The sequence below is a fragment of the Mycobacterium dioxanotrophicus genome (assembly GCF_002157835.1).
Classification (GTDB): domain Bacteria; phylum Actinomycetota; class Actinomycetes; order Mycobacteriales; family Mycobacteriaceae; genus Mycobacterium; species Mycobacterium dioxanotrophicus.
In genome coordinates, this window is the sequence record NZ_CP020809.1 from 1228745 (window position 1) to 1253066 (window position 24322).

Consider the following 24322-nt stretch of genomic DNA (forward strand, 5'->3'; position numbering starts at 1 on the left):
AATGGACGAGGCGGGCGGCGTGAACAGCATCCGAGGCTTTCTCACGCTGCCCGCCTTCCCCGGTAGAGAGGACCGCACGCCATGACCACTGCATTTTCTCCGGTGGTGTTCGACGCTCCGCTGGTGAACCCGGCGCCGAACGGCTTGTTCGGTGCTACCCAGTGGACGGACGAGGATGGGCCGCTGCGCTGGTTGGCGTCCGGTGTCGACGTCCGGGTGTTCAACTACGGTGGCGGAGCGCAGTTCGGTGTGTGGGAACACCCGTGGTGTGTGTCGGAGGACGATCTCGATCCCGACACGGACGCCAAACGCGGTGTCCGGCCCGAGTTTCCGGACACGTTCATGGCGTTCACGTCGTGGGCGTCGGACGAGTGCGATCTGACGCAGCGGAGCCGCGACGAGGTCCGTGTACGGGCACAGCAGGTGCACCGGCTGCAGGAACCCAACGCGGTTGAAGCCAAACTGGCCACTCGAATGCTGGCCGACGCGGGCACGCCGGGCAGCGCTGCGGGCGTGGTGGCCGCGGTGGCATTCCTGGAGGGGCTGTTGGCGAAGACCAACACGGTCGGCCAGATTCACGCGTCGGCGGAGTGGGCGACGTTCGCGGCGTACGCGAATCTGGTGCGCTACAACGGCAGCAAGCTGGTGACTCCCCTGGGGCATCAGTGGGTGTTTGGTGGCGGCTACGTCGGGGGTCTGGGTTCGACTCTGGTGGCGACATCACCGACGTTTGGTTGGCGCGGGCCGGTGGCGCTGCGCGACGCCCCCACTGCGGGGTTCGACGAGTTTGTGGCGGTCGCTGAACGGAGCCTTGTCGTTGGCTACGAGGCCCTGGTCGGTGCTGTCAAGGTGACTGCGCCGGTCGCTGGCGACGGCTTCCCTGGGCTGCTGAATTTCCCTGGTAGCACGAATTTCCCGAGCGGAGGATAGTCATGCCTGCTGGTGTGCTGGTTGTGGTTGAGAATGGCTTCGCCACGATCGATTTCGTCGACAAGGCCAAGCGGGGCCCGGCGCTGGCGAAGCTGTTCGAGATCGGGACACCTCCCGATGCGATCGAGAAGCTGACCCGGTCGGGGCCGCGCGCCGTGTATGTGGTGCCGGAGGGCAACGCCCGCGAGGCCGGACTGCTCGACGAAGCCGATGTGCAGGACACGATCGTTGGGGACGATGACGACGACGTCCTACAGAAGGCGTGGCCCGACGGTGAGCCAGACGACGACTGGAAGCGGCCACAGTTGGACGCCTACGCCGCGGCGCACGGCATCGACACCAGCAAGCTGTCGAACAAGGCTGAGGTGCTCGCCGCGATCCAGGAAGCGAAGTAGCGCATGCGGATCGGCAAGTACAAGCCCAGCCAAATCCGCAAGGCCGCCGTCGCCGGTGTTGGCGTGGTAGGCACACTGGCCACATCCGCGGTCGACGTCTTCACCACGTGGATTCCGGCGGGGTGGGCGGGGCCTATCGCCAGCGGCATAGCGTTCGTCGCCGCGATAGGTGTGTTTCTAACGAAGAACGCGCCGCTTATCGACGCGGTTGACGAGCTGTGAACTGGGGTGAGATCGACAACGCCTGGGCATTCCTCGCTGTGCTAGCAGGCCTTGTGACCAATCTGGTGATCATGATCATTGGCCAGCGCCGCGGTATCAAACGCCGCGACGAGGACCGCGAGGTGCTGAGCGACGTCAAGGCCAACACCGACGTCGTCCGGTACCAGGTGAAGAACGATCATCCTGACGAAGAGAATCTGCGGGACCAGCTCGACCGCATGGAAGCCCATATCACCGAAATGAGCCGGCGACAGCTCGCGCACGGCCGCGACATCAGCGGTCTCCGCGAGGACGTCGGCGCCGTGCGTGACGATGTCGGCGGCCTCCGTGGCGAACTGCGCGACGACCGCACCAACCTGCGTGAATTCAAGGCCGGCGTCAACGGGTTCATCAAGCGGGTACATCCCGGTGAGGATCCGCTGTGACAGCAGCACGTTCGTCGAGCAGTTGGTCTGGCACGGTTGTCGACCGAACAGGTCGGCCGGACTCGGCGCACAGTGCCCGGTAGGTAGCCAGGACGCGCAGTTCGGCCTCGATGGCGTGGAGTGCTCTCACAACCGGTTTAGACGCAGCGCCAGCGTGGATGGTTCCGCTCGGATTGCTGGTGCACCCACTGCTCTTACTGTTCGGCGCAGCCTCGGATACCGACCGGCGCGAAGCGCCTGATAGCAGGAGGAAGGCCAGCTCATGGCATTCGCAGTCGTAAAAGGACTCTCACTTCGCGCGACCAAGGTGGACCGCTGCGGCACCCCGCTGCCCGGCCTCGCGAATCGCATCGTCACCGACGGGTTCATCCAGGCCAACCTGGACCCGAACATGAAGGACGCCAACGAGCTGACGCAGGAAAACGCGGCCGGCAAGGAATGCGTGTCCGACCGCACCCCGCCCGAGCGTCGTTGGTGGAACACCGAACTGCAGCTCTGTGGCGTCGACCCGGACCTGTGGTCGATGATGCTGTCCTGGGCCCGGATCCTCGACTACGACGGCAACCCGATCGGTGTCCGCGACCGCAAGTCCGTCGACGCAGACACCGGTGTCATGTTCGAGATCTGGACCGGCGGTGAGGGCGACGACGACTGCCCGGCCCCGACCGACGATTCGATCTTCACCGCGGCGTCGACTGGAAAGCAGTACGGCTACCTGGCTTTCGCCGGCTCCGAGTTCGTGTCGGGAGCTATCCCCGTCGGTGCCCAGGTGTCTACGTTCACCCTGACCGGTCGGACCATCGCGCCGAAGAACTGGGGCCGCGGCCCCTACAACGTCGCCGCTATCGACAGCTCCGGTACGCCGGGTCGTCTGCTGGTGCCGGCGTACAGCAAGGAAGACGACAACCACCTGCTGTTCTTCCGCACCCCCGTCGAGCCGCCCAAGCCGACCGATGGTGCGTGCGAGCTGAACATCTCGTCGGTGTTCGCGGCGCCAAACTACTACTTCGGTGGCCCGGCGTCCGAGCCGGCCGCGGATGTCGCTCCGCCGCAGCCGATCTGCAACGGCAAGAAGTACACCGTCGCGGTCAGCGGCACCGGCAACTGGCAGGCGAAGGTCGGCACCGTCCCGTCGGCGAACATCGCGCACACGGCACTGGCCTCCGCTGTGCAGTCGGCGATCGAGGCACTGTCCAACGTCGAGGTGGGCCAGGTGCAGGTGGTCGGTACTGCGGGGAACTACACCGTCACGCTGGATCCGTCGCTGCCTGCGCTGACCGCGGACAGCACGGGCCTGACCGGCGGCACTGTGACCGTCACGCCCCTGTAGGCAGTTCTGGTCGTGGGTGGCACTCACAGCTTGGGGGGTGCCACCCGCCCAGGGTCTTTCACCTTCCCCATGGTTGATCGGAGCGCCGCGTGACTTTCACCCCGAAGACTTGGCATGACATCCCTGACAGGTCGACACCGATCACTGCTGCGGAGCTGAATCGGATCGAGCAAGGCGTTGTGGCGCTGACGTCGTTCGTCAACGTCAAGGACCGGGCGTATGGGGCGAAGGGTGACGGCACCGCAGACGACACCACGGCGCTGAACAACGCCAAGTCGGCAGCGGTGGCGGCGGGTCTGCCGCTCTACATCCCGAAGGGCACCTACAAGGTCACCAGCACGCTGGACTGGATGGTCAACGACCTGGTCGTCATCGGTGATGGCTCCCGCCAGTCGCAGATCCTACAGGGCACCAACAACATTCCGATCGTGAAGGTGGCTGGCCAGCACCAACTGATCCGCGGTCTCGGGTTCCGGTACACCTCACAGCAGACCAGTGTCCAGACCTCCGCGATCGGCATGGCATTCGGAGACGACACCGTCGGCTCGTGCTTCGCCAGCGAGTTCCGCGATCTGCGGTTCGTGAACTGCGCCACCGCGTTGGCGATGAACCCGGACATCGCGACAGTGGCGGGCCTGTTTTCGTGCATGTTCTTCGGCATCGACATTCCCAGCTACAGCATTTCGGCGATCAGCCTCACCGGCGGCAACGACGTCGGCGCCTACGCGACCGGTTGCGTCTTCCAGAACGTCTACATCAACAACACCTCCGACGGCACCGCGTGCTCGTCGTATGCAGTTCTGCTGCGCGACTGGGACGAGGTGGTGTTCAATCAGCTGAACATCGAGCATGGAACCGTCAACACCACAGACGTTTTCGGTCTGATCCGAGTAAACAACCTGGTGGTCAACGATCTGCATTTCGAGAAGATCACCTCGAGCTTCAACGGCGCGGCCCTGCTGTACCTGTCGAATTCGCGGGCCGTGATCAACTCCGGGACGGCGCGTTTCAACACGTTCTCGGGGTCAGCGTCGAATCCGGTGTTCCGCATGTTCGGCACGTCGAGACTGGTCGTCAACAACTGGGTCGACAACTCCAACACCCGCACCACCCCGTCACGCCCTGCCATCGACTTCGGTACGGCCACCAACAGTTCCGCGCTGATCAACCACATGGACCTGGGCCAGGTCACGGCACGCCGGACCGGCGGGGACTCCACCGACGCGGCGATCTTCCATGACGAGATAGCAACCCGCGCGCAGCGCACCGCGTCCATCGCCTCCAGCGCCACCCCGTCGATCAACTGCGACACCACCGATCAGCTGAACATCACCGCACAGGCCGTGCCGATAACCGGCATCACGGTCACCGGAACCCCGCGGGATGGACAAGAGCTGACGATTCGGTTCAAGGACAACGGCACCGCGCAGGCCATCGCGCACGGAGCCAGTTTCGTCGGAACACTGCTCACCACCACGGTTGCAGGCAAGACCCACGTGTGCACGTACCGGTACGACGCGGCGGCGGCCAAGTGGGCAGGGACCATCGCGAACACGGCTGGCTACTGACATGTCCTTCGTCTGGCCAATCGCGCGAGAATGCTTGCCGGAGCTTCCGGTGCTGCCGGACACTCCGACCGCCGACGAGCAGGCCGCTTACGACGTCGCGCTGGCGCAACGCAACGGCGCCGAGGATCTCGCAGTGCAGGTGCTGTGGGCGTTGTCCGGACGGCAGTTCGGCACTTGGGAAACGACCGTGCGGCCCTGCCCGACCAACGTGAGCCTGGCCGGCTACGAAATGCCCTGGGCGGCACCGTTCGTCCTGACCCTCGACGAGGGCCATTGGTTCAACTGGCCGTGCGGCTGCGTCGGAAGCTGCACACTCAGCGGGCCCCGCGTGGTGCACCTACCCGGACCGGTCGACGAGATCACCGCGGTGACCATCGACGGCGTGACACTCGACCTCAGCGAGTACCAGCTGGAGGGAAACGTCCTGTACCGCAAGGGCACACCGTGGCCACGTCAAGACCTCGGCCGACCGCTGGGTGAGTCCAGCACGTGGTCGGTGACCTACACGCGCGGCAACCCCGTCCCGGCGGGTGTCGACCGCCTCGGTGGCCTGTTGGCCAAAGAATTCCTGGCGGCCTGCGGTGGCGGGAAATGCCGACTGCCCCGCAATGTTCGCAATGTGGCGCGGCAAGGGGTCACCTACGAGGTGTACGACCCGCGCGACATCTACGCCAACGGCAAGACCGGTCTGGCCGAGGTCGACCTGTGGTTGGCCGCGGTGAACCCGAACCGTCTGGCCGAGGCCCCGGAGGTGCTGTGAGCAGACCGCAGTGTGTCGACCCGGCAGTGGAGGTCATCGCCGCCTTCGCCAAGGGATTGCGGCAGGGGTTCGACCCAGCGGGACCGTGCCCACCCGACGGCGGCGGCAGCATCACGGTGCGGTTCTTCGCCGGCGACGGCGCGCTCCCCGCGTGGAACGCTGGCGACGACTGCGATGCACCGTTCCTATGGGTGCGGGCCGCGCACCGGTACCACTCACTGCCCCGGACGTTCCCGGATCCATTCACAGGGAACACCGCTGACTGCACGGTCCAGCCGATCCGCGTGCTGGCCGTGGAGATCGGCGTCGGCCGCTGCACCACGATGGACGCCGAACCCGACTGGGACACCCTCGACAACGAGGCAATCATGAGCCTCGACGACTCGTGGCGCATCGAACAGACGTTGCAGGCCGTCACTCGCCGTCTACGCGGCCCGGACCGTGCAGTGGCCACCGATACCGTGGCGCCGTACGGGCCGGCCGGCGGCATCATCGCGTGGACCGGAATGGCCTACGTCCAACTCTGAGAGAGGTTGTGCTGTGGCGCATCACGTGACTATCGAAGGCAGTTTTACCCCGACTGATTGGCTGCCCCGCGGTGTGCGGCGCACCGTCGAGGTGACCGAGGACATCCGCAAGCTCGTGGCCATCGGCGGCGCCATCGTGGTGGCCGGCAGCCTCGATGAGCCCGACACTGTGGCCTACGGTGACAGCGACGACGCCGTCGGCGAGGTCGCCGAGGTGCGCGAGGTCCCCGGGTACCCGGTGCCGGCAGGTAATGCCAGCCGCGAGGACTGGGCCGAGTTCATCGCCAGCCAGGGCCTCGGGGTGACCGAGGGCAAGTCCCGCGACGAGCTGCGTGAGATCTGGCAGCAGGCAAATGGCGATGGTTAGAGCGCACGTCGAACTCGACGAACGCGAGCTCAACGACCAGGTGCGGACGTTCGAGCGGCGCCGTATGGCGTCGCTGCAGCGGCGTATCGCCAATCAGGCGCGCGCTGACGTCCCGGTCGACACCGGGCACCTTGGGCAGTCGATCGGTGAGGGGCAGATCCGTTTCACCGGGCCGCGCACCGTGGAGGGCAGCGTCCACGCGCTGGCGAAGTACGCGGCCCCGGTTCACGAGGGCAGTCGGCCGCACCTGATCCGGCCCCGCAACGCGCAGGCGTTGCGATTCCAGATCGGTGGTCGCACGGTGTTCGCGAAGCTGGTGCGGCACCCGGGCACGAAGGCACGGCCGTTCCTGCGTAATGCGGGTCTGCGCATCGCATCCCGCGAACGCTGACCGGTGGTTTGCACCGGGGATTAGCACCATGCTCGGCATGTCTACTTTCGCCTCGGATGGAACTGAACTGACCAGCCCCGCTGTCCCTGAACCGCCTGTCGTCGAGCCGGACGCGGCCGTCGTCGTCGAACCCGAAGTTGTGGAGTCGGATTCGCTGGCGGTGGTGCGCGACGACGATGATGCGATTCACGACGCCGAAGTCGTCGTGGCCGACGACGAACCCGCTGCCGATGAGAAGTGGGTGCACCAGTCCGAATGGAAGTACGACTGGCTCGACTACAAGGGCGACAAGCTCGCGATCCGCGTCCCCCACCAGAACGCGCTCACCGCACTGTTCCAAGCGGGCCAGCAGTGCAGCCCCGAATTCCAGGCCGACCTCACACAGAAGTTCGTGAAGCGCCACATCTCCCAGGAGAGCATCGAGCGAGTGCTCGAGCGCATGTCGGACCCGGACGACGAAGAGTACGCGGCTGTGGAGATCGGTGTATGGGGTGACCTGCTGCGGATCATCGCCAAGATCGGTGGGGATCGCGCCACCCGCGACGCTGAGGCGCTCCTCGCGGTGCAGAGCGGCAAAACCAAGGCGTAGCACCCTGTCTCGCTAGCTTGGCCCGGTGACCACGCCCGTCGGATCGATCAAGCTTGACCTGAAGATCGACGGGTCAGCGATACCGGCTGAGACGCTGCGCGAGATCCAGAGCGCGTTGGCGCCGGTCCTGGCGGACATCCAGCGCCGGCTCGAAGCGGTCGAACGCGCGGAGCAGCACCTGACGCGGGAAACCGAGAAGGGTGCCGCCAAGCAGACCGCAGCGAACGAGGCTGTGGCCGAAGCTGTCGAGCACGTCGGCGACGAGCACACCAAGACGGCAGCGAAGGCCAAGGCGTCGGCGACGATGACGACTCGGCAGATCAACGCCGTCACCCGTGCAGTGGATAAGCAGGCCGCGGCGTGGTCTCGGCTGGCTGCGGCTCAGGCCGCGGCTGCTGCGGCGCCGAAGCCTACGGCACCACCTCCGCCGCCCCGGACACCAGGCGGCGGTGGTGGCGGGGGAGGTTCCCGCGGCCGCAGCGGTGGTGGCGGTCGTGGTGGTCTCGGTGGATTCCTCACCAGCCCATTGGGTTTGAACTCCATCGCGCTCGGGGTCGGTAGCTTCCCTGCCGCAGCGACTGCGGTCGTGAACCTCACGGGCGCGATCCAGCAGCTCATCCAGGTCGGCGGCCTGGTGCCCGGCGTGATCGGTGGCATCGTGTCGTCCGTCGGCACCGCGAAGCTTGGTTTCTTGGGCATGTCCGATGCGATCTCGGCCGCCTGGGAAGCAGCCAAGTCAGGCGACCCGAAAGACCTCCTGAAGGCCGTCGAGGCGCAAAAGGACCTCGCCGACTCCGCGAAGGCGACCGTCCAGGCCATCGTGGCGGTCCGGCCGCAGGTCGAGCATCTGCAGCGCGACATCGTGCAGCAGAACATGTTCGAGGGCATCGATCAGACCATCACGGACCTGACGAATAAGTCGATGCCTACCTTGGAGAAGGGTCTCGGCGGCATCTCGAAGGCGTGGAACGGCACGTTCAAGGAACTGGGCCGCGTCGGTGGCCTGGACACCACACAGTCGTTCCTGGACAAGTTGTTCGGCAACACCGCGGAGGCGCAGACCCGCGCCAACGCGGCGATCGAACCACTGATCCACGCGATCGGCACACTCACGTCGGAGTCGAGCGATTTCCTGCCGCGTCTCGCTGATGGGTTCAAGGGCCTCACCACCCGGTTCGACAATTGGATCACCAAGTCGGTCGAAAACGGCAACCTCGACAAGTGGATCAACGAGGGCATCGACGCCGCCGGCCACCTCGGTGAGACGTTCCTGAACATCGGCAAGATCCTCAATGACCTCACCACCGCGGCCGGTGGTGACGGCGGATTCTTGAAGTGGCTGGAGGACGCCACCACAAACCTGCACGCGTTCCTGACCAGCACCGAGGGGCAGACCAAGCTCACTGAGTTCTTCCGTGAGGGCAAAGAGCAGCTGAGCAGGTGGATCGAGATTCTCAAGAATATCGCGTCCAGCGTGGTCGACGTCTACAACGGTGTGAAGCAGTGGGCGGATGTGTTGCTGCCGATCCTCAAGACCGTGACGGACGTCATTGCCGCGATGCCCGGTGGAGTGACTGGTGTTGTAACGGCGTTCCTGGCGTGGAAGACCATCACCGGCATCACCGATGTGATCGGCCATTTGACCAACATGGGTGGCCTGCTCGACGGAATGCCGGGCAAGGCAAAGGGTTCGGCGACGGGGTTCGCCTCTGCGTTCAATCCCGTCACGCTGGGGCTCACTGCGCTGTTCACGACGATCACCATGCTGGTCGAGAAGATCAAGTCCGACAACGAGTACGTGAAGTTGCAGGGCGATCCGAACGTGCCGCAGGAGGTCAAGGACCAGGCCACCGTCCAGAAGTTCTACCCCGATCTGGGTCGGCTCCCCAACGCTTCCGATCCGGCCAACCTGGGCATGCCTGAGAAAGGGTCGCTGCTTTACGACCAGATGCTGCAGGACGTCAAGGACGGCAAGTTTCAGATCCCCGGCGTCGACCCCGCCAATGCGGACGCGACATTCGCGCAGATTGCGGAGCAAGCAGCCAACGCGCGGAAGAACACCGAGCTGCTGGCCAACGACATCAAGACGTTGCCCGATGGCCAGGTGGTGCTCAAAGAGGACACCCCCGAGGCGATCCAGCGGGTCAAGGACCTCGGCTACGAGGTGCAGAAGCTGCCAGACGGAAACGTCACCGTGCGGGTGGTGTTCCGGGATCCGAACGGCAACCCGATCGACCCGTCGCAGCTCCGCACCCCAGGCTTCATTCCGGCCTTCCCTGGGGACACCACGGTCCCGAAGGGCGGTCGCGCCGATGGTGGTGTGCTGCCTGGCTATTCGCCGGGCGTGGACAACATGCTGGTGCCGATGTCCGGCGGTGAGGGCGTCATCATCCCGGAGGCCATGCGTGCCCTGGGCCCGGCGTGGCTGTACAACCTGAACTCGTCGTTCCGCAATGGCATCTCGCGCAGCGGCTACGCCGACGGCGGTGTGGTCGGCGGAATGCCGGGACTGCCCGAGGACACCACTGTGCTGGGGCTGCTGACTCAGATACGGGATCTGTTGGCCGGCAAGGGCGGCACGGCCAGCAATCCGTTGGCGGCGACGGCTGCGAACACCAGCAACATGAGCACCGCGGTCGACAAGGCCGGGGCCACCGGCCAGCAGCTCGGCCCGTTCGGTACTCCGATCAAGCCGCGTCACCGCGGCTACGAGGCTGCTGCGGCGGCGATTCAGGCGCTTGGCGGCGACCCGGAAAAGTGGCTGGGCGCCGATCCGGCGACGCTGACCGTGGCGCAGGGCGGCATCCTGCCGAATCCCATCATGACCGCTGCTGGCCTGCCGGGTGGTGGCGCGGACTTCGCGAAGTATGCGGCGGTGCTGTCAGCATTCGCACGATCGGGCAACCTCGGCTCCGACCTGACCAGCTTGGGTCTCGACGCGAACGATCCTGTCGTCAAGGCGATCACGACGGCGCGGAACAAGAAAAAGGGCGCGCTCGGCGGCGACGCGATCGCCGACCTCGTCACGCAGGTGGTCGGCGGCGGCGGATACACCGGCACACTCGACAGTTCGAACAGCAGCCTAATCAGCTCCCTTCAGACGTTCCGCGACAAGCTGGCCAAGGGACCCGGCCGATCCACCAGCGCGCGGGGCGGCTACGCGAACGTGGCGGGCCCGACGGGTGTACCCATGTCCGGGCTGCCCATGGACGCGGTCAGCGCCTTTGCTCAGCAGACGAGCGGCGGCCAGTACAGCTGGGGAGCTTCCGATCTCGCCAAGGGCCTGTCCGATTGCTCCGGTGCGGTGTCCGATCTGGTGGAGCTGATCACGAAGGGCCAGGCTGGGCCAGAGCGATTGTTCTCCACGGCTGACGCCGCCAGCGTGCTCAAGTCCCTCGGTGCGACGCCCGGCCTGATCCCGGGCACTCTGCAGATCGGTTTCAACTCGGGGCACATGGCGGCGACCCTGCCCAACGGTGTGAACTTCGAGTCCGGCGGCGGTACTGGCCAGGGCGCAACGTACGGCGGCAACGCAGTCGGGGCGGGCGACAAGCAGTTCACCGAACACTGGTCACTGCCGGTGAATGGCGCTGTGCCCATGGGTCTGTCAACTGCTGGACTGGGTGGCGCGGGCGGTGTGGTGCCCGTGTACGTCACCAACTTCGACGGCAAGATGACCGGCCTGGGCGGGTCGATCCTCGACGCGCTCGGCCAGGGCGGCGGCCAAGCAGCAGCCAACGTGACCGGCGATGCGATGAGCGCCGTCGCCGGCCTTGGCCAGGAACCGTGGAACACGAAAAACGCCACCTACGCCGAGCTGAACAAGCTCGTGCGGGAACGTAACCCGCTCGCACTGGCCAAGGCGCTCGGCCTCAACGTGGAGGACTTCACCCGCCAGGGCGGCGACGGCGGCGACGTCATGAAGAACGACGGACCGGCGTTCGACTCCACCGGGCGGGTGTTCTCCGATACGTCGTCACTGCTGGACCGCACGTTCAGCAATCTCAACGCTCAGCTGGTAGCCATGCGTGAGCAATTGGTTGGCGTGATCGAGCAGACCAACAAGAAACTCAACGACGAGGCACTGGAGCCGATCGTCAAGACCGGTGTGCAGAACGCTCTCGAGGGCCTGAAAGACAGTGTGAGCGCGGCGATCGGCACCGCGATGGGCCAGGCCGCGGCCCCGCCTATCGCCGACGCTGTCAGGTCGGCCATCCCGAGCAACTCCACCGGCACGAGCCTGGCCGCCGACGCCGTCAACGGTGTGCAAGCCGCAGCCGGCAAGGCCACGGGCGGCCCGATCTGGGGCGGTGTGCCAGGCAAGGACTCGGTACCCATCATGGCCATGCCCGGCGAGCACATGCTCACCGTCGACGACGTGAACGCGATGGGCGGCCACGCAGGCGTCTACGCGTTCCGCCGCGCGTTGCACAATGCCCCCGGGTTCGCCACCGGTGGCGGTGTCATCGTGAACGACACCGTGGGCGCAGAGTTCTTTGGGGTGTCCCAGGTCCCGATCCTCGGCGCGATCGTAAACCTGCTCGTGCGGGTGCTGCTGCAGGTGCTCGGTGTGCAGATCGAGGCCCGCGACACCCTCAACGAGATGACCGACGAATTCCGCAAGTTCCGTGGGGATTTCCAGGCGTTCGACGCGTCGGGCCGCCTGCTCAACGACACGAGCGCGTTGATGGACCGGTCGCAGTCGAGCGAGGAAATCGCTGCGCAGGAACGCATCCGGATCCTCAAGATCGTCATCCAGGCGCTGATCAAGTACATCATCGAAAAGGTCATCGTCCCGCTGAGCAAGGCGGTCGCCAACGCGGCCATCAATGCTGGCGCATCGGCCGCCGGCGCCGCGGTCAACAGTCAGGCCCCGGGCGCGGGCAGTGTGGTGTCGTCGCTGATTTCGTCGGCAGGTTCGGCTGGTGTGGATATCGCCGCTGAGGTGGGAACCGATCTGGCGTTGGCGATCAGCGAGCAGCTGATCAACATCACGGCCGAGAGTCTGCAGTCATCGTTCCCCGGCGTGATGACCGGCATTTTCGGTGGCGCCATGATGGAGAACCTCATCGCGGCGCCGATCACCGCGGCGCTGGCGATGCCGTTGGCGATGATCGGCGCACTCACCGGCGGACTGTCGGGACTGTTCGCACCGTTGGCCGCGATCGTCGGTGGCGCGTCGTTCGACAACGGGGGTGTCGCCAACGGTGTGGGCATGATGCCGAAGGCGACGATCCGACCTGAGCGGGTGCTCAACCCTGAACAGACTGCCCTGTTCGCGCGGATGGTCTCCGCGCTCGAACGCAACGGCGGTGGTGGTCAGTCCGGCCAGACGTTGGTGCAGGCCCAGATTCACGTTGACGGCGGACCCGAAGCCGGCCGCCGCGTCCGCGACTCGCTACTGGAGTTGATGAGCTGATGGCCTACAGAGGATGGATCGGACTCAACGGCGTCGAGATCGCCAACACCTCACGGCTGATCGCCCACCTGGGCGCCGAGACACCGACCAGCGACGTCGGGATCTTCATCACCGACTCGGGGGCCACGTATCCCGGCGGGGACGTGTACCCCGGCGATGACCTGAACCCCGGCGGCGGGCCGTGCGCGTTGGTCGAGTCCGTCGACTACCCGGGCATGTTCGAGATCCCCGACAGCTCTGTCGAGGTGTCACCCGGGCTGCTGACGCCACCCAACGGTGCTCGCCGCTACGGGCCCGGCCTGTTCGAGGTCGACGGCACCTGCTGGGGGCCCGCCGCGATCTGTTCGTCGTGCTCCACCGCGGTGGTCTACGACGACACCTGGCCCGGTCTGCGGGAGTTCCTGGGCGACACGGAGTATCGGCCCGAGTTGGCGCCGTGGTACACCACCCAACTGCCGGAGTCGGGCGAGTTCGGCGGTGTGTGGCTGACACGCCTCGACGGCCTGGGCCCGACACCGGTGGAGCGGTCCATCACCCCGATGGCAGGGCCGGGCTCGGCGGCCGGGCCGAGCCGCGACACAGCCCGCACGCTGACGTTCGAGGCGCTGCTGATCGCCTGCACCCACGCCGGCGTGGAGTACGGGCTGCAGTGGCTGTCGTGCCTACTGCGCGACACCACGGACAACACCACCAGCACGCTGCGGTACCTGGCGGCGTCGCCATCGCACTCCGCGGTGGACCCGGCCGGCCTGGTGCGTGAGGTGCACGGCGTCGTCCTGACGAAAGCCCCCACGATCGTCGAGGAGGTCAACACAGAGCCCCGCCAGCACCAACAGGCCACCCTCTACCGGATCTCCTGGGAGATGACCGTTCTGAGCCCCTACGCCTACCTTCCCGGCGTTTCGGTATCGGTGGATTGGGACGAGATCACCCGCCAGTCGATCAACTGGATTCACGCCGCCGACTGCGAGAAGCCGGAGACGTGCGTCGACATGCCCGTCATGTTCTCCACCGAATGCGCACCGGAAGAGATCGCCGCGATCACGACGCCGCCGCCGGTGTGCGGCGGCTGCCTGCCCGTCGGGGAGATCGACAAGTACAGCTTCCGGGTGCCGACGATGGATTACGCGTTCCGCTGCCGAGAGACCGTGGTGACGACGATCATCCGCAACACCGGCGAGACATCCCTGACGCTGCAGGCGTTCTGGCGTGAATGCGGCTCGGACATCCGCTGCGAGGACAACCGGTTCCCCCTGCAGATCTCTGGTCTGCCGGCCGGGGCGGAACTGGTGCTCGACGGCATCACGGGCCGGTATTGGGCGCACTACGACGAACGGACCCGCGCGGTGATCGGCGTGGTCGGAACGCCGAACGGTGCGCCGTGGCGGCCACCGGTGATCGACCGGGAAGGCTGCTGGGACTTCATCATCCAGGCCGCCAGCACCGCTGAATTCGAGGTCGACATGGTGCTGACCGACCGGGAGGCATAGAGCCGTGATCGTCTCGGATGAGCAGATCGTGTCGGTCCGCACCGCCAGCGGCAAGCAGCTCTACCAGTTCCTGTCGAGTGGCTATTCACAGTTGAAGTGGACCCGGGAGCTGCGGGAAGTGTCGATCTGCAACCTGGGTGTTCCACCGAAGGCCGGTTACGTGCGGATCCCGGACATCACGCCGTGGATGCACTGGGTGGACGTGTGGGACGGTCAGGGCCGCGAACTCTATTGGTCCGGCCCGATCCAGTCCGCCGAGCAGGGTCGCGACTGGCTGGCGCTGTCGGCGCGCGACGCGAGCTCGCTGATGGGCCGCACACGGTGCCCGCTGACGAAACGGTGGGACGCCGCCGACCCGGCCGAGGTCGCGCGGGAACTGTGGGACGCGGCGATCGACCACCACGGCCTGAACATCAAACCGATCTCGCGGCCCGACCCGCGTGGTGACCGGTTCGAATTCTCCTGCACCGCAGACACCGCGATGACCGACAACGTCATCAAGGACCTGACCGACCGCGGCCTGTACTGGTCGGTGGTGGCCGGCATTCCACTGCTCGGCCCGGCGAAGTTCGAAGCGGTCGCGACGCTGAGCGAGGACGACTTCGTCGACGGCGGACTGTCGGTGATCCGCGACGGCTCCAATACGTCGAACGATGTGCTGTTGCGCGCCGCGGACGCGGTGTCACGCGGCCGAGTCGAAATGGGTGGTCTGAGCCTGCAGAGCATCGTGAACATCGACTCGATGTTCGGGGTGTCCAACACTGATCGGGAGGCGTACAAGTACGCCCGTTACAACGGGGTTATCCGTGACGCCATCAAGGTGCCGCCGGGTTCGTCGCTGCACCGTGACACGCCAATCTCCATGCAACTGCTGGTGCCGTCGGTGCGGCTGAATGTGGAGGCGTACGGGCTGTTGTCGACCATGGAACTGGCTGGGGTGACGGTGAACTGCTCTTCGAGCGGGGTGACCGTCGGGATCGATCTGGAGTCGGTGAACGACGATCTGCCCGAGTTGGTTGAGCTTGATCAGCAGGCGCAGCGGGGCCGTCGATGAGCGGCGTCGCGACCCTGCAGCGTCCCGCGCGCACCGATCAGGAATGGGCGCGGCAGATTTCACGTCGGCTCGACGTGCTCGAGAACCCGCGGTCACTGCGAGTGTCGGACTGGGTGATCAATTCTGTCGACGGGAAACTGATCGCGACGCGGCCCGGCCAGTCCGTCAACCTGGACAACCCCACTGGCCCGGTGTCGGTCGACCTGGGCAGCCTGCGCGGCTTCACCAGCACTGACCGTGAAGAGGTCGTCAACGAGGCGAAAACGTCGGCGTGGCAGGAGCTTTACGAGAAGCTCACCGGGCAGCTGAATCCGGTTGATGCGCTCAAGAGCCTGTCCGATTTCTTCCGCATCGAACTGGGCGGCCCGATCAGCGCCGACCGGATCCCGTTGATACCGCTGACGCATATCCGAGACATCAACCGCAACCTGATCCTCGACGGCGGGTTCGACACCGGCGACACCCTGCTGGGCCTGCCGGACTGGGCCCACGACGACACGGACGGCCGCAGCCAGCCCGGCTGTGCCGTCACAACGGCCGACGGCACCTCGCACGTCATCTACAGCAACGACATCCAGGTCGCCAAGGACGACAAGCTCAACCTGTCGGTGGCGGTGAAATGGGTTGGCCTGACAGCGTTGGCAGGCAGTGATGCGATCCGGCTCAACGTCGCCGCCTACGACGCAAGCGGCGTGATGATCGGCGGCGCCCCCACGATGGTGGCGTCGGTGGCCAGCCCGTCAGGCAACAGCGGCGGCACCAACGGGTGGGGCACCACGATCAGCGGCACCTACACGGTGCCGGACACCGCGGTGCTCGTCACCGTCGAGCTGACCGTAATGGCCAGCGCCACAGCGGGAACTGTGAAGTTCGACGACGCCGAGGCCCGCAAGACCGGCAGTTTCCTGCAGATGTACGTCAAGGATCTGCCCGCGGATCTCCAGTCACTGTTCGGGTGGATCGAGGCCACGGTCAACGCCGGGTTGGGTGCGCTGGGCATCCCGGCATTGGGCAGTCTGGCGGATAAGCTGCTCGACTTCCAGGATGGCCTGTCGGATCTGCAGGACGCCGCCGAGGACGCGTTCGCCAACGCGCAAAACGCACTCGGCGCCTTGTCCGACAAACTTGGTATCGGTGACTGGAACAACTGGCTGTCGGGGCAGTGGGACACGCTTCGTAATGCGCTGGCCAATAATCCGGCCAGTGTGTTGGGAAGCCTCCCGCAGTCGCTGATTGCTGGTTTGACGAACAAGATTCAGTTCTTGACTTCCGGTGGTCTGTTCGATGTCACGAAATTGTCGACGGCGAATGGGACAGCCCCGCAGTCGATAATCACTAATCTGCCTAGCGATCTGGGTTCGTTGCAGACAACGTTGAATCAGATCGGCGACATCTTCAACAACAATGTTGTGACGCCGGTCAACTCCATCGTGCAGTCGGTGAAAGATTGGTGGAATCAATGGTTCGGCGGCGGATCGTCGAACGCCATTCCGCTGTCGCAGAAGGGTTCCGCGAATGGCGTTGCCCCGCTGAATTCATCGTCTAAGGTGCCGACGAGCTATTTGGAGACGAACGTCAACAATGGTGTGGCGGGGTTGAATGGGTCGGGGAAGGTTGCAACGTCGTTGTTGGTGACCGACACGGCCAGCAATGTTCCGACGCTGGACACCAACGCGCTATTGAGGCGGACGCAGTTGCCTGTCTCGGCACCGAAAGTGGTGTCGATGACAAGCGCAGGCGGAGCTGTTGGAACCATCAACCTGAATACCACCGAGCAGTTGAACCTCTCCGTGCCTGTAGGGACTAGTATCGGCTGGCAGTTCTCCGGTTCTCCCCTTGACGGTCAGTCCTTACTTATTCGGATCAAGGACACCGGAACCGCGGTCCCATTGGGGTGGGCCACTATCGGCGGCGGCGCTTCATGGTTTAGACCTATTGGCGTAACTCTGCCAACAACAACGGTTGCCGGGAAATGGCTCTATGTCGGCTGCAAGTGGAACGCCGCCGACTCCGTGCTCGATGTGATCGCTGTAGGCCAGGAGGTCTGATGGCGAAACTTGAAACCCTCACCGATGATTTCACCACCCTGGACACCACCATCAAGTGGGCGATACTGGGCGGTGGCCCGTATGTCAGCGGCGGCACACTGCACCTCGGCGAAGACGACTACCTGGAAGCGCAAAGCGACTACGAGTTCACCGACTCGCATCTGCTGCTTGAGATTGTTCGAGGCAATCCGGCCCCTACCCTGTATTCGGCTGACTTCTCGACGGCAATCCAGTTCGGGTTGGACGGTATCGGCGGCATCGGCGTTGTCGACCTGTTGGCGACGGAGTTTCTGATCCACACAGGGCCTCTTGACCCGGCGGCGCTCCGGTGGTGGAAGCTGCGAGACGAGTCAGGCACCCTAATTTTGGAGACGTCGCCAGACGGATCGAACTGGACATCGCGAGGAACGGCGGCGAACCCGCTGCCCTCCACTGTGAGGATGGCGCTAATTCAGAGCGGGGTTGGCAGTGATCTGTCCGAGGTTGACAACATCAACTTGCCGACTGATATCCCGCCGATACCTGCCGATACGGGAAGGTTTTTCGCGTTCTTCTAGTCCGTTCGCGACCATGTTCGGCCGGTGAAGATGTGACTGATCGCGGACTCGCTTACGCCGAACATCTCGGCCAGTTCCTGGTGTTGGTAACCCGGCTTCGCCCGCAATTGGCGGATCTGTTCGACGTCATCCGCGGTGAGGACGCGGGTGCGTCCCTCGTGGCGTTTCGGAGGCTCCAACGGTCTGCCCTTGAGGAACCGGTGGTAATGCCAACTGCACAGCCCGCGGGCGTAAACCTTGCCGTCCTCGAAGTGACACACCCTCTCAGCCAGGTGTGCGCCGTCGCAATCGTCGATTGGACATCCGATTGGCGGTCTCCCCACGCGCTCATGATGCCATCAACCGGCTCGATGTATTGACGACTGCGACAGTCAGCCGGTGCACGCTGGGCCAGTGAGATGAGCATCCATGCCCTGGTTCCCGGATCGCCCTCACACCTCGTTGCTACGCAACGGCTGGGGCGCTGCACCGGACCACTCCGGTAGCCAGGTCGTCGCGCCGTCCTGGTGGGCCGTGCTCGGCATCGACGGTGCACTGTCCCTGCACATGGTCAGCGCCGTCGAGCTGGGCCAACTCCAGAACCTCGGAGTGGTGCGCGCCGTCGCGCTCGACCGCAGCGTGGCCCTGCAGAAGCTCGGCATGATCGCCGCCCAGCAGAGTCTCTCTGTCATCCGCACGGTTGGCCTGTCGACCCTCGGTGGCCTCGACGTCGCCCACCAGGTCGCCCTGGCCCGGTCGGTGGCGCTGACCCGTATCTCGACCATCGACGTGAACGCCCCCATCGTCACGACCAGCACGGTGGAGCTCGCCCAATTCACCGCGTTCGGTCTGCTCACCACGATCACGGCGGGGCGCCAGGTCGACCTGACCAAGATCGGCACGGCCGACGTCGCGCAGACGGTGCAGGCCGGGCGGGTCGTGGACCTGATGGCACTGAAGTTCTTGGACCTGGCGCGGACCGTGGTGGCCAGTGCCTCGGTGAGCCTGACCAAGCTGGCCATGCTGGACATGGCGCAGACCGTGACGGTGAACCGGGCATTGACGTTGCTGCGGGTCGCCGGTGTGGATCTGGCGCAGTCGCTTTCCGTTGGCCGCACGGTGGGTCTGGACAAGGTGCGCGTGCTTGATCTGCAGCGGCAGATCCTCACCGCTGCGGTGGTGGATCTGGATCGGATCGGCCCGCTGTCGGCGTCGCGCGACGTCGGCCTGGCGGGCGGTGTGACGTTCACCGGCATAGGACCGCTGAGCCTGTCTCGGGCGCTGTCGCTGTCAAGTTCTCAAGAGTTGGCCAAACGCCTGGATCTGGCTTTCGCCCAAGCCGTCGCCCTGTCCGCTGGTGTGGCCGCCGCGTTCCCGCCGACCGGCCTGCCGATCCAGTTCGACCAGACAGCCACCGGCGCCTACAGCTACACGTTCCCCCGCAACAGCGAGATCATCGACCGCATCGTCCTCGGCGGCGGCGGCGCCGGTAAAGGTCTCGGCTTCTGCTGCGTCTGGGGCGCGGGCGGTACCCCAGGCAGCTACGCCAGCGACACCATCACACGCGGCCCCGGCGGCGTGCCGTACTCCGTCACAGCGATCACCGGGACCGTCGGGACTGGTGGAGCGTCCGGCGGCACCGGCAACGGCGGCAGTGGAGCGTCGACCACCTCGGTTTGCACGGGTGCCGCGACGCTGACCGGGACGGGCGGTGCAGGGTCGACAACCTCGGATGCAGGCAGAGTCGCGGGGCTCAGTCCGGGCAACCGAACTCAAGGCAGTCTCACGATGATCGGCGGCGCTCAGCAGAACTCCAACGGCGGGACGGGGAATGCGCCGGGCGGCGCAGGCGCGGGAGCGCAGACCACATTCGGATCTGGCGGAGCGGGCGCGCGAGGCCAGGCCAGTTACCTTGCCCGCCAGTAGCTACACCCCGCCCTGACAACATCACCGCCGTGACCGTTGGCATCACCGCGTACCTCGCGAACAAGCTGCTTGACCATGTGTGCCGCAACGTCGCGTACACCCCGCCCGCCACGGTCTACGCCAAGGCACATCTCACCGACCCCGGCGCGGCCGGAGCGAACGGCGCCTCGGCTCAGACCGCCCGTCTTGCCCTCTCGTTTGCCGCGGCGGCGTCCGGCAGCATCTCGGCCAATACGACCCCCGAGTGGACCCTCAACGCGACCGAGACGATTGCCTATGTGTCGTTCTGGGATTCCGCTGGCCCGGCCGGAGGGAACTGCCTGTGGACCGCCGCGGCCAGCGTGTCGAAGGGCGGCGTGAACGGCGACATCATCCGCATCGCCACTGACACGTTGTCGTTCAGCCCGATCGCCGCCAACTAGGAGACCTCGATGAGCACCCCGACGCCGCAGGGCACCGACTACGAGTGGGCCGTGATCTGGCAGGTCGCGACGTTGCCGGACGACGGCACCGTACCCGCGCCACCGAGCCCGCCGGCCCGGCCCGAGCTGCCGCTGCCGACCTATGACCCGGCGACGGGCAACCCCATCCCACCGGTGCTCACCCCTGAGCAGCAGGCGTTGCAGGACCAGTACATCGCCGACCTCAAGACCTACGAGGCCGCGGTGGCAGCGCGCGAGGACATCGTGGACCAGGCGCTGGCCGACCCCGCGAGCTGGCAGACGGCGCTGACCGTCCTGCCCGGCGGTGAGGCCGACGCACGGGCCGCGCTCAAGACGCTCAAAGAGACCAACCTGACCAACAAGTACGCCAAGGACTTTGAACTCGCCACCGCGCCAGCGAGGATTTGGACCAGGGTGTAGTGCCCTGGCACCTGCTGATTCTCGCGTTCATGCTCGGTGGGCTGGTTGGTAGCTGGACCGTCACGATGGCCATCATGACCAGCCGCTCACCGCACGAGCGCTAGCACCCGGGCTCCGTAACCTCGCGCTCGTGGCGATCACGGAGTACACCGAGCCGAACGTTTGCGTCGGGGAGAACCTCACCACCGATGACGCCGGCCAGCTCCGTTTGCAGCCGTGGGCGGTGCCGCGTCTCGTCGCTGATGTGCGTGGCAATTCGGGTGGCGACGGGAAGGTGTACCCGACCACTGCGCTGCCGGGAAAGCTGCTGATCGACATCAAAGCTGGGTGGCGCAATGACACTCCGCTCGAGCAGCAGGTGTTGATCCGCGTGGTGCGCGGCCCACGCTACTGGCTGACGTCGAACCCGAATGCGATCCAGTTCCGTGACCGCTGGACCTACGCGACAGACGCCGAACCCGGGCCGCCGATCACGTCGGGGATCTTCAACGGGCAGACCGGCTCTGCGATCGACCTCGGCACCAACAGTGTCGCCGAGCCGGAGCCGGGGCAGCAGTGGATGTGGACCGACACCAACATGGTCGACGAGTGGGTGCCGTACCCGATCGGGCCCGGCCAGTCGTTCAAGGCCTGGTATCGCTGCTACGTGTGGACGCCTCCGCCGTTCTCGGACAACGCGAACAAGAACAGCCCGAAGCATGAGGCGAAAGCGAATTGGGCTCGGCTGCAACTGATCGCGTTCGGACAGCAAGGAAATGTGGTGACCGGATGAACCTCTTCGTGGGCATCCTGATCGGGATCTTGGTCTGGACGGCGGTTTACGTCGCGTCCTGGGGCGTGGCGTGGGGCCGCTACTGGAGGGGCCGGCGATGACCGTCAAACCCTGCACCATGGAGGGGATGCTGGCCACGGTCGATGGGCTCGACATGGCGCGGCATTGGTTTCCCCGCATCGTCGCCGAACGGTTCCTCGAATCCACCAAGGACGGCACGATCAGCCGCGCCCCCGACCCGGTGACGATGATCAGCGGCGACATCGACTGGTACAACAACACCGGTGACCCGCAAGTCGTTGCCGTGCAGGTCAATCGAGCACCGCGCAGCATCGTCGCGCAGAACCCCGGAACCGTCGTGATCCACGACGCCTGGTCGCACGCGCAGGGTGTCAGCCCCACCGCCGACTACCCCAGCATCGTTCAGGACGCGTTCGGTGGCCGCGCCCAGGTCGACCGGCCCGAGACCCGCGCCGAGGACCTGAAATACGGGCGCCTGTTCATCGACGGTGACGCGTCGCAGGCGTGGGTGCCGATCGGCGTCCTGCCGGCGAAGCATTCGCTGCACTTCCGCTACCTCGCCGCGGTCCAGACTCCCGGCGTGTGGACGTCGGCCAGCGAGTTCGAGTCACGGTGGGAAGCGCACGCCCGCTGGGCCCGCCTGCTGGTATTCGCCACCCCGGTGGGGTCAGCATGAGCGGCGCCAACAGTGAGCACTTCGCGATCGTCGACGAAGCGATCGAACCGCAGCCATGGACGCAATACCGCCAGCTGGCCAGCCGGACAGCCACATCGGTATCCCGCAGCTACGACACGAGCGGTGGCGGCAACAAAGCAGACCTGGTGCACACCGTCGACATTCAGTGGACGAACAACAGCCCAGTGCCACAACACGTCTACGGCCTCGTGACCCGGGCCGGCGCGCAGGTGACGTTGCAGGCCCGATCCCGCGGCTACCTCGTCACCTCGCACGGCATCGACATCCGCCCCACCGCGACACCACCGAGCAGCTTCGACATGGTGGAGGTCTCGCGGTTCGGGTGCGGCATGGACATCGGCAAAGGCGGCACCCTCGCATTGGGCACTGGTTTCGGTGTGCACGAGGTACGCGCAAACAGCCAGAGCGCACCGTTGATGCCACAGACCCCCGGGTGGCCCATAGTGGCGCCGGGGGAGACGTTCTTCGCGCGCGTGACCGTCCGATTCGTCTCCGACTTCTGGGAGAACACCACCATCGACGGCGGCGACCAGAACACCGAGTCGCTGTTCATCTCCGGCGACACCCGTATCGACCTGTTCGGAATCCCCAGCGTCGCAGGCGGTCCGCTGCCATCACGTCCAATCCCCACGGTCGTGGGGGTGGAGCACTCCACCAACAACACATTCCCCACCGACGTCGATGTGCCGGCCGGAACAGCGGCGGGCGACGCCATGTTGGCGATCGTGGCGAACAACATCGGCCTGGCCTCCGACATCACCCCATCCGAAGACGGTTGGACCGAGCTGCACGTCCGCAATGACGGACTGATGGGCATCGGCGACGTCCACATGAAGGTGTACGGCCGCATCGCGTCGGCAGCCGAACCGGCTTCCTACCACTTCACCACCGGCGTGCTGGCCGAGGAGATCGTCACGCTCGTGGTGCTGCGCGACGCCTCCACGGACTTCACCGAGTGGCGATTCGCCTCCACCCTGTCCCGGAGGTTCTGGGAACGCGGCGACGGCGGCCACGTGTGCCCCAGCATCGACAGCCGCGGCCAACTGCTGTTGTGCGCCTCCCACATCGCTCACACGCCGCTGCAGGCGCCGATCAACCAGGCACCCCCGGCCGGCATGACCGCGCTGTCCGACGTCGACGCCACCGGCTCCACCATGGCGGTCGCCGCGCTGGCCAGTCCGCCGCGGCCCACGCTGGACCGGTCGTTCACCCCGACCAAGGAACCCCAGTGGTCCGGCCGCGCGATCGCCCTGTCGGTGCTGGTGCCCGGCACCCCCGTCATCTGAGCCAGCCCAGATGTTTGATCCGCCCGAGGGTTTCGACGACATGCTGGGCGACGCCGCCCTGGCGCCGCTGACGGGCCCGGTGCTGGACCTCGATGTGCCGGACGTCGGTGTCGTGCGCGCCCGGCGACCGATGCCGAGATCGGCGGCCGCGCTGGCAATGTCAGGCAACCCGAAGATCACCCCGGAGGAACGGCACCGCTACCTGACCCAATTCGTCCGGGACCACCTCGATGACGGGGAGTATGAGCGCCTGCTGTCCGCCATGATGGCCGACGAACTCCCCGGCGACACGACCACGCTCGTGGCCCGCGGGTTGGCGACGTGGGGAACCGCCCGCCCCTATGTCGCCGTCATCATCCTGGCGGTGATGGCCGGCACGCACTGGCGCACCGTTCGGCAGCGGATGCGGTCGGACGGGATCGCCGACCCGATGCGCGAATTACCGCACATGCACGCCGTCATCGATGAGATCGAAACCCTCGCCCTGGAGGGCACGGCCAGCACGGGAGACAAGGATCGGGACCGCCGTGCCCGCGAGGACCTGATGGACCGGCTGTATGCACCGGCACCCGAGGGGGCGGAACGCCTGAACGGCAAGGACTATCGCGCGCAGGTCAAGCCGCCCGAGGGCTTCACCCCTGGGGAGGTGGAAGCATCGTTCGATGCGTTCACCCGAGCGATGTCGGGGATGCGGTAGCTGCACGCT

24 protein-coding genes are annotated in these 24322 nt (G+C 65.9%); 23 read left to right on the top strand and 1 reads right to left on the bottom strand.

Translation table 11 applies throughout. The features are described 5' to 3' along the window. Window positions 1-81: 81 nt before the first annotated feature. The 16 genes from BTO20_RS06040 (at window position 82) to BTO20_RS06115 (ending at window position 18072) form a co-directional block, all read left to right on the top strand. Window positions 82-930, top strand: a complete 849-nt coding sequence (locus tag BTO20_RS06040; RefSeq protein WP_232491057.1) for a hypothetical protein — start codon at window positions 82-84, stop codon at window positions 928-930. Window positions 931-932: 2 nt separating this feature from the next. After that, window positions 933-1325, top strand: coding sequence for a hypothetical protein (locus tag BTO20_RS06045; protein WP_087074217.1), 393 nt, complete (start codon window positions 933-935; stop codon window positions 1323-1325). Window positions 1326-1328: 3 nt separating this feature from the next. After that, window positions 1329-1547 carry a hypothetical protein gene (locus tag BTO20_RS06050; protein ID WP_087074219.1) on the top strand — a complete coding sequence of 73 codons (219 nt, stop codon included), beginning with the start codon at window positions 1329-1331 and terminating at the stop codon, window positions 1545-1547. Then, the gene (locus tag BTO20_RS06055; RefSeq protein WP_087074220.1) at window positions 1544-1972 is read left to right on the top strand and encodes a DUF2746 domain-containing protein; all 429 of its coding nucleotides are present in this window, start codon (window positions 1544-1546) and stop codon (window positions 1970-1972) included. The genes BTO20_RS06050 and BTO20_RS06055 overlap by 4 nt, the downstream gene beginning before the upstream one ends. Before the next feature lie 262 nt (window positions 1973-2234). Continuing rightward, window positions 2235-3302: a hypothetical protein gene (locus BTO20_RS06060; protein ID WP_087074222.1), complete on the top strand. Its 1068-nt coding sequence runs from the start codon at window positions 2235-2237 to the stop codon at window positions 3300-3302. Window positions 3303-3391: 89 nt separating this feature from the next. Continuing rightward, window positions 3392-4870: a glycosyl hydrolase family 28-related protein gene (locus tag BTO20_RS06065; RefSeq protein ID WP_087074224.1), complete on the top strand. Its 1479-nt coding sequence runs from the start codon at window positions 3392-3394 to the stop codon at window positions 4868-4870. A 49-nt stretch (window positions 4871-4919) separates the two neighbouring features. Beyond that, the gene (locus BTO20_RS06070; protein ID WP_232491058.1) at window positions 4920-5630 is read left to right on the top strand and encodes a hypothetical protein; all 711 of its coding nucleotides are present in this window, start codon (window positions 4920-4922) and stop codon (window positions 5628-5630) included. Next, a complete protein-coding gene (locus BTO20_RS06075) occupies window positions 5627-6157 on the top strand; it encodes a hypothetical protein (RefSeq protein ID WP_087074227.1) in 531 nt (176 codons plus the stop codon). Before BTO20_RS06070 ends, BTO20_RS06075 begins: the two co-directional genes overlap by 4 nt. Before the next feature lie 25 nt (window positions 6158-6182). Further along, window positions 6183-6524, top strand: coding sequence for a hypothetical protein (locus BTO20_RS06080; protein WP_198344619.1), 342 nt, complete (start codon window positions 6183-6185; stop codon window positions 6522-6524). Next, window positions 6511-6915, top strand: coding sequence for a hypothetical protein (locus tag BTO20_RS06085; protein ID WP_087074231.1), 405 nt, complete (start codon window positions 6511-6513; stop codon window positions 6913-6915). The genes BTO20_RS06080 and BTO20_RS06085 overlap by 14 nt, the downstream gene beginning before the upstream one ends. A 37-nt stretch (window positions 6916-6952) precedes the next feature. Beyond that, window positions 6953-7504, top strand: coding sequence for a hypothetical protein (locus tag BTO20_RS06090; RefSeq protein WP_157680144.1), 552 nt, complete (start codon window positions 6953-6955; stop codon window positions 7502-7504). Between the two features lie 25 nt (window positions 7505-7529). After that, window positions 7530-12923 (top strand): hypothetical protein, encoded by a 5394-nt coding sequence (locus tag BTO20_RS40255; protein ID WP_087074234.1) that lies wholly within the window; start codon window positions 7530-7532, stop codon window positions 12921-12923. Beyond that, window positions 12923-14413: a hypothetical protein gene (locus BTO20_RS06100; protein WP_087074235.1), complete on the top strand. Its 1491-nt coding sequence runs from the start codon at window positions 12923-12925 to the stop codon at window positions 14411-14413. The genes BTO20_RS40255 and BTO20_RS06100 overlap by 1 nt, the downstream gene beginning before the upstream one ends. Window positions 14414-14417: 4 nt before the next feature. Further along, the gene (locus BTO20_RS06105) at window positions 14418-15467 is read left to right on the top strand and encodes a hypothetical protein (RefSeq protein ID WP_087074237.1); all 1050 of its coding nucleotides are present in this window, start codon (window positions 14418-14420) and stop codon (window positions 15465-15467) included. Then, window positions 15464-17515: a hypothetical protein gene (locus tag BTO20_RS06110; RefSeq protein ID WP_087074240.1), complete on the top strand. Its 2052-nt coding sequence runs from the start codon at window positions 15464-15466 to the stop codon at window positions 17513-17515. Before BTO20_RS06105 ends, BTO20_RS06110 begins: the two co-directional genes overlap by 4 nt. After that, complete coding sequence (locus tag BTO20_RS06115) at window positions 17515-18072, top strand: hypothetical protein (protein WP_087074242.1); 558 nt, start codon at window positions 17515-17517, stop codon at window positions 18070-18072. Before BTO20_RS06110 ends, BTO20_RS06115 begins: the two co-directional genes overlap by 1 nt. Here the strand turns inward: BTO20_RS06115 and BTO20_RS06120 are convergent. Then, window positions 18069-18332 (bottom strand): helix-turn-helix domain-containing protein, encoded by a 264-nt coding sequence (locus tag BTO20_RS06120; protein ID WP_157680145.1) that lies wholly within the window; start codon window positions 18330-18332, stop codon window positions 18069-18071. The two genes, BTO20_RS06115 and BTO20_RS06120, sit on opposite strands and share 4 nt — an antisense overlap. Window positions 18333-18480: 148 nt before the next feature. Between BTO20_RS06120 and BTO20_RS06125 the strand changes: the two genes are divergently transcribed. From BTO20_RS06125 to BTO20_RS40260, 7 genes are all read left to right on the top strand, one after another. Beyond that, a complete protein-coding gene (locus BTO20_RS06125) occupies window positions 18481-19977 on the top strand; it encodes a glycine-rich domain-containing protein (protein ID WP_087074246.1) in 1497 nt (498 codons plus the stop codon). A 29-nt stretch (window positions 19978-20006) separates the two neighbouring features. Continuing rightward, window positions 20007-20399 (top strand): phage tail fiber protein, encoded by a 393-nt coding sequence (locus BTO20_RS06130; RefSeq protein ID WP_087074248.1) that lies wholly within the window; start codon window positions 20007-20009, stop codon window positions 20397-20399. Between the two features lie 9 nt (window positions 20400-20408). Then, window positions 20409-20840 (top strand): hypothetical protein, encoded by a 432-nt coding sequence (locus BTO20_RS06135; RefSeq protein ID WP_087074250.1) that lies wholly within the window; start codon window positions 20409-20411, stop codon window positions 20838-20840. A gap of 130 nt (window positions 20841-20970) precedes the next feature. Next, window positions 20971-21612, top strand: coding sequence for a DUF7172 family protein (locus BTO20_RS06140; protein ID WP_087074252.1), 642 nt, complete (start codon window positions 20971-20973; stop codon window positions 21610-21612). 97 nt (window positions 21613-21709) lie between these two features. Next, complete coding sequence (locus BTO20_RS06145; protein ID WP_087074254.1) at window positions 21710-22309, top strand: DUF7172 family protein; 600 nt, start codon at window positions 21710-21712, stop codon at window positions 22307-22309. Next, window positions 22306-23616: a DUF7172 family protein gene (locus BTO20_RS06150; protein WP_087074256.1), complete on the top strand. Its 1311-nt coding sequence runs from the start codon at window positions 22306-22308 to the stop codon at window positions 23614-23616. Before BTO20_RS06145 ends, BTO20_RS06150 begins: the two co-directional genes overlap by 4 nt. 10 nt (window positions 23617-23626) lie before the next feature. Continuing rightward, window positions 23627-24313, top strand: coding sequence for a YueI family protein (locus BTO20_RS40260; protein WP_232491059.1), 687 nt, complete (start codon window positions 23627-23629; stop codon window positions 24311-24313). Window positions 24314-24322: the final 9 nt, after the last annotated feature.

Coding starts and splice junctions, on each gene's coding strand:
- BTO20_RS06045 (WP_087074217.1), top strand. CDS start 933: ATGCCTGCTGGTGTGCTGGTTGTGGTTGAGAATGGCTTCGCCACGATC.
- BTO20_RS06100 (WP_087074235.1), top strand. CDS start 12,923: ATGGCCTACAGAGGATGGATCGGACTCAACGGCGTCGAGATCGCCAAC.
- BTO20_RS06060 (WP_087074222.1), top strand. CDS start 2,235: ATGGCATTCGCAGTCGTAAAAGGACTCTCACTTCGCGCGACCAAGGTG.
- BTO20_RS06115 (WP_087074242.1), top strand. CDS start 17,515: ATGGCGAAACTTGAAACCCTCACCGATGATTTCACCACCCTGGACACC.
- BTO20_RS06040 (WP_232491057.1), top strand. CDS start 82: ATGACCACTGCATTTTCTCCGGTGGTGTTCGACGCTCCGCTGGTGAAC.
- BTO20_RS40260 (WP_232491059.1), top strand. CDS start 23,627: ATGTTTGATCCGCCCGAGGGTTTCGACGACATGCTGGGCGACGCCGCC.
- BTO20_RS06090 (WP_157680144.1), top strand. CDS start 6,953: ATGTCTACTTTCGCCTCGGATGGAACTGAACTGACCAGCCCCGCTGTC.
- BTO20_RS06050 (WP_087074219.1), top strand. CDS start 1,329: ATGCGGATCGGCAAGTACAAGCCCAGCCAAATCCGCAAGGCCGCCGTC.
- BTO20_RS06135 (WP_087074250.1), top strand. CDS start 20,409: ATGAGCACCCCGACGCCGCAGGGCACCGACTACGAGTGGGCCGTGATC.
- BTO20_RS06145 (WP_087074254.1), top strand. CDS start 21,710: ATGACCGTCAAACCCTGCACCATGGAGGGGATGCTGGCCACGGTCGAT.
- BTO20_RS06125 (WP_087074246.1), top strand. CDS start 18,481: ATGCCCTGGTTCCCGGATCGCCCTCACACCTCGTTGCTACGCAACGGC.
- BTO20_RS06110 (WP_087074240.1), top strand. CDS start 15,464: ATGAGCGGCGTCGCGACCCTGCAGCGTCCCGCGCGCACCGATCAGGAA.
- BTO20_RS06150 (WP_087074256.1), top strand. CDS start 22,306: ATGAGCGGCGCCAACAGTGAGCACTTCGCGATCGTCGACGAAGCGATC.
- BTO20_RS06085 (WP_087074231.1), top strand. CDS start 6,511: ATGGCGATGGTTAGAGCGCACGTCGAACTCGACGAACGCGAGCTCAAC.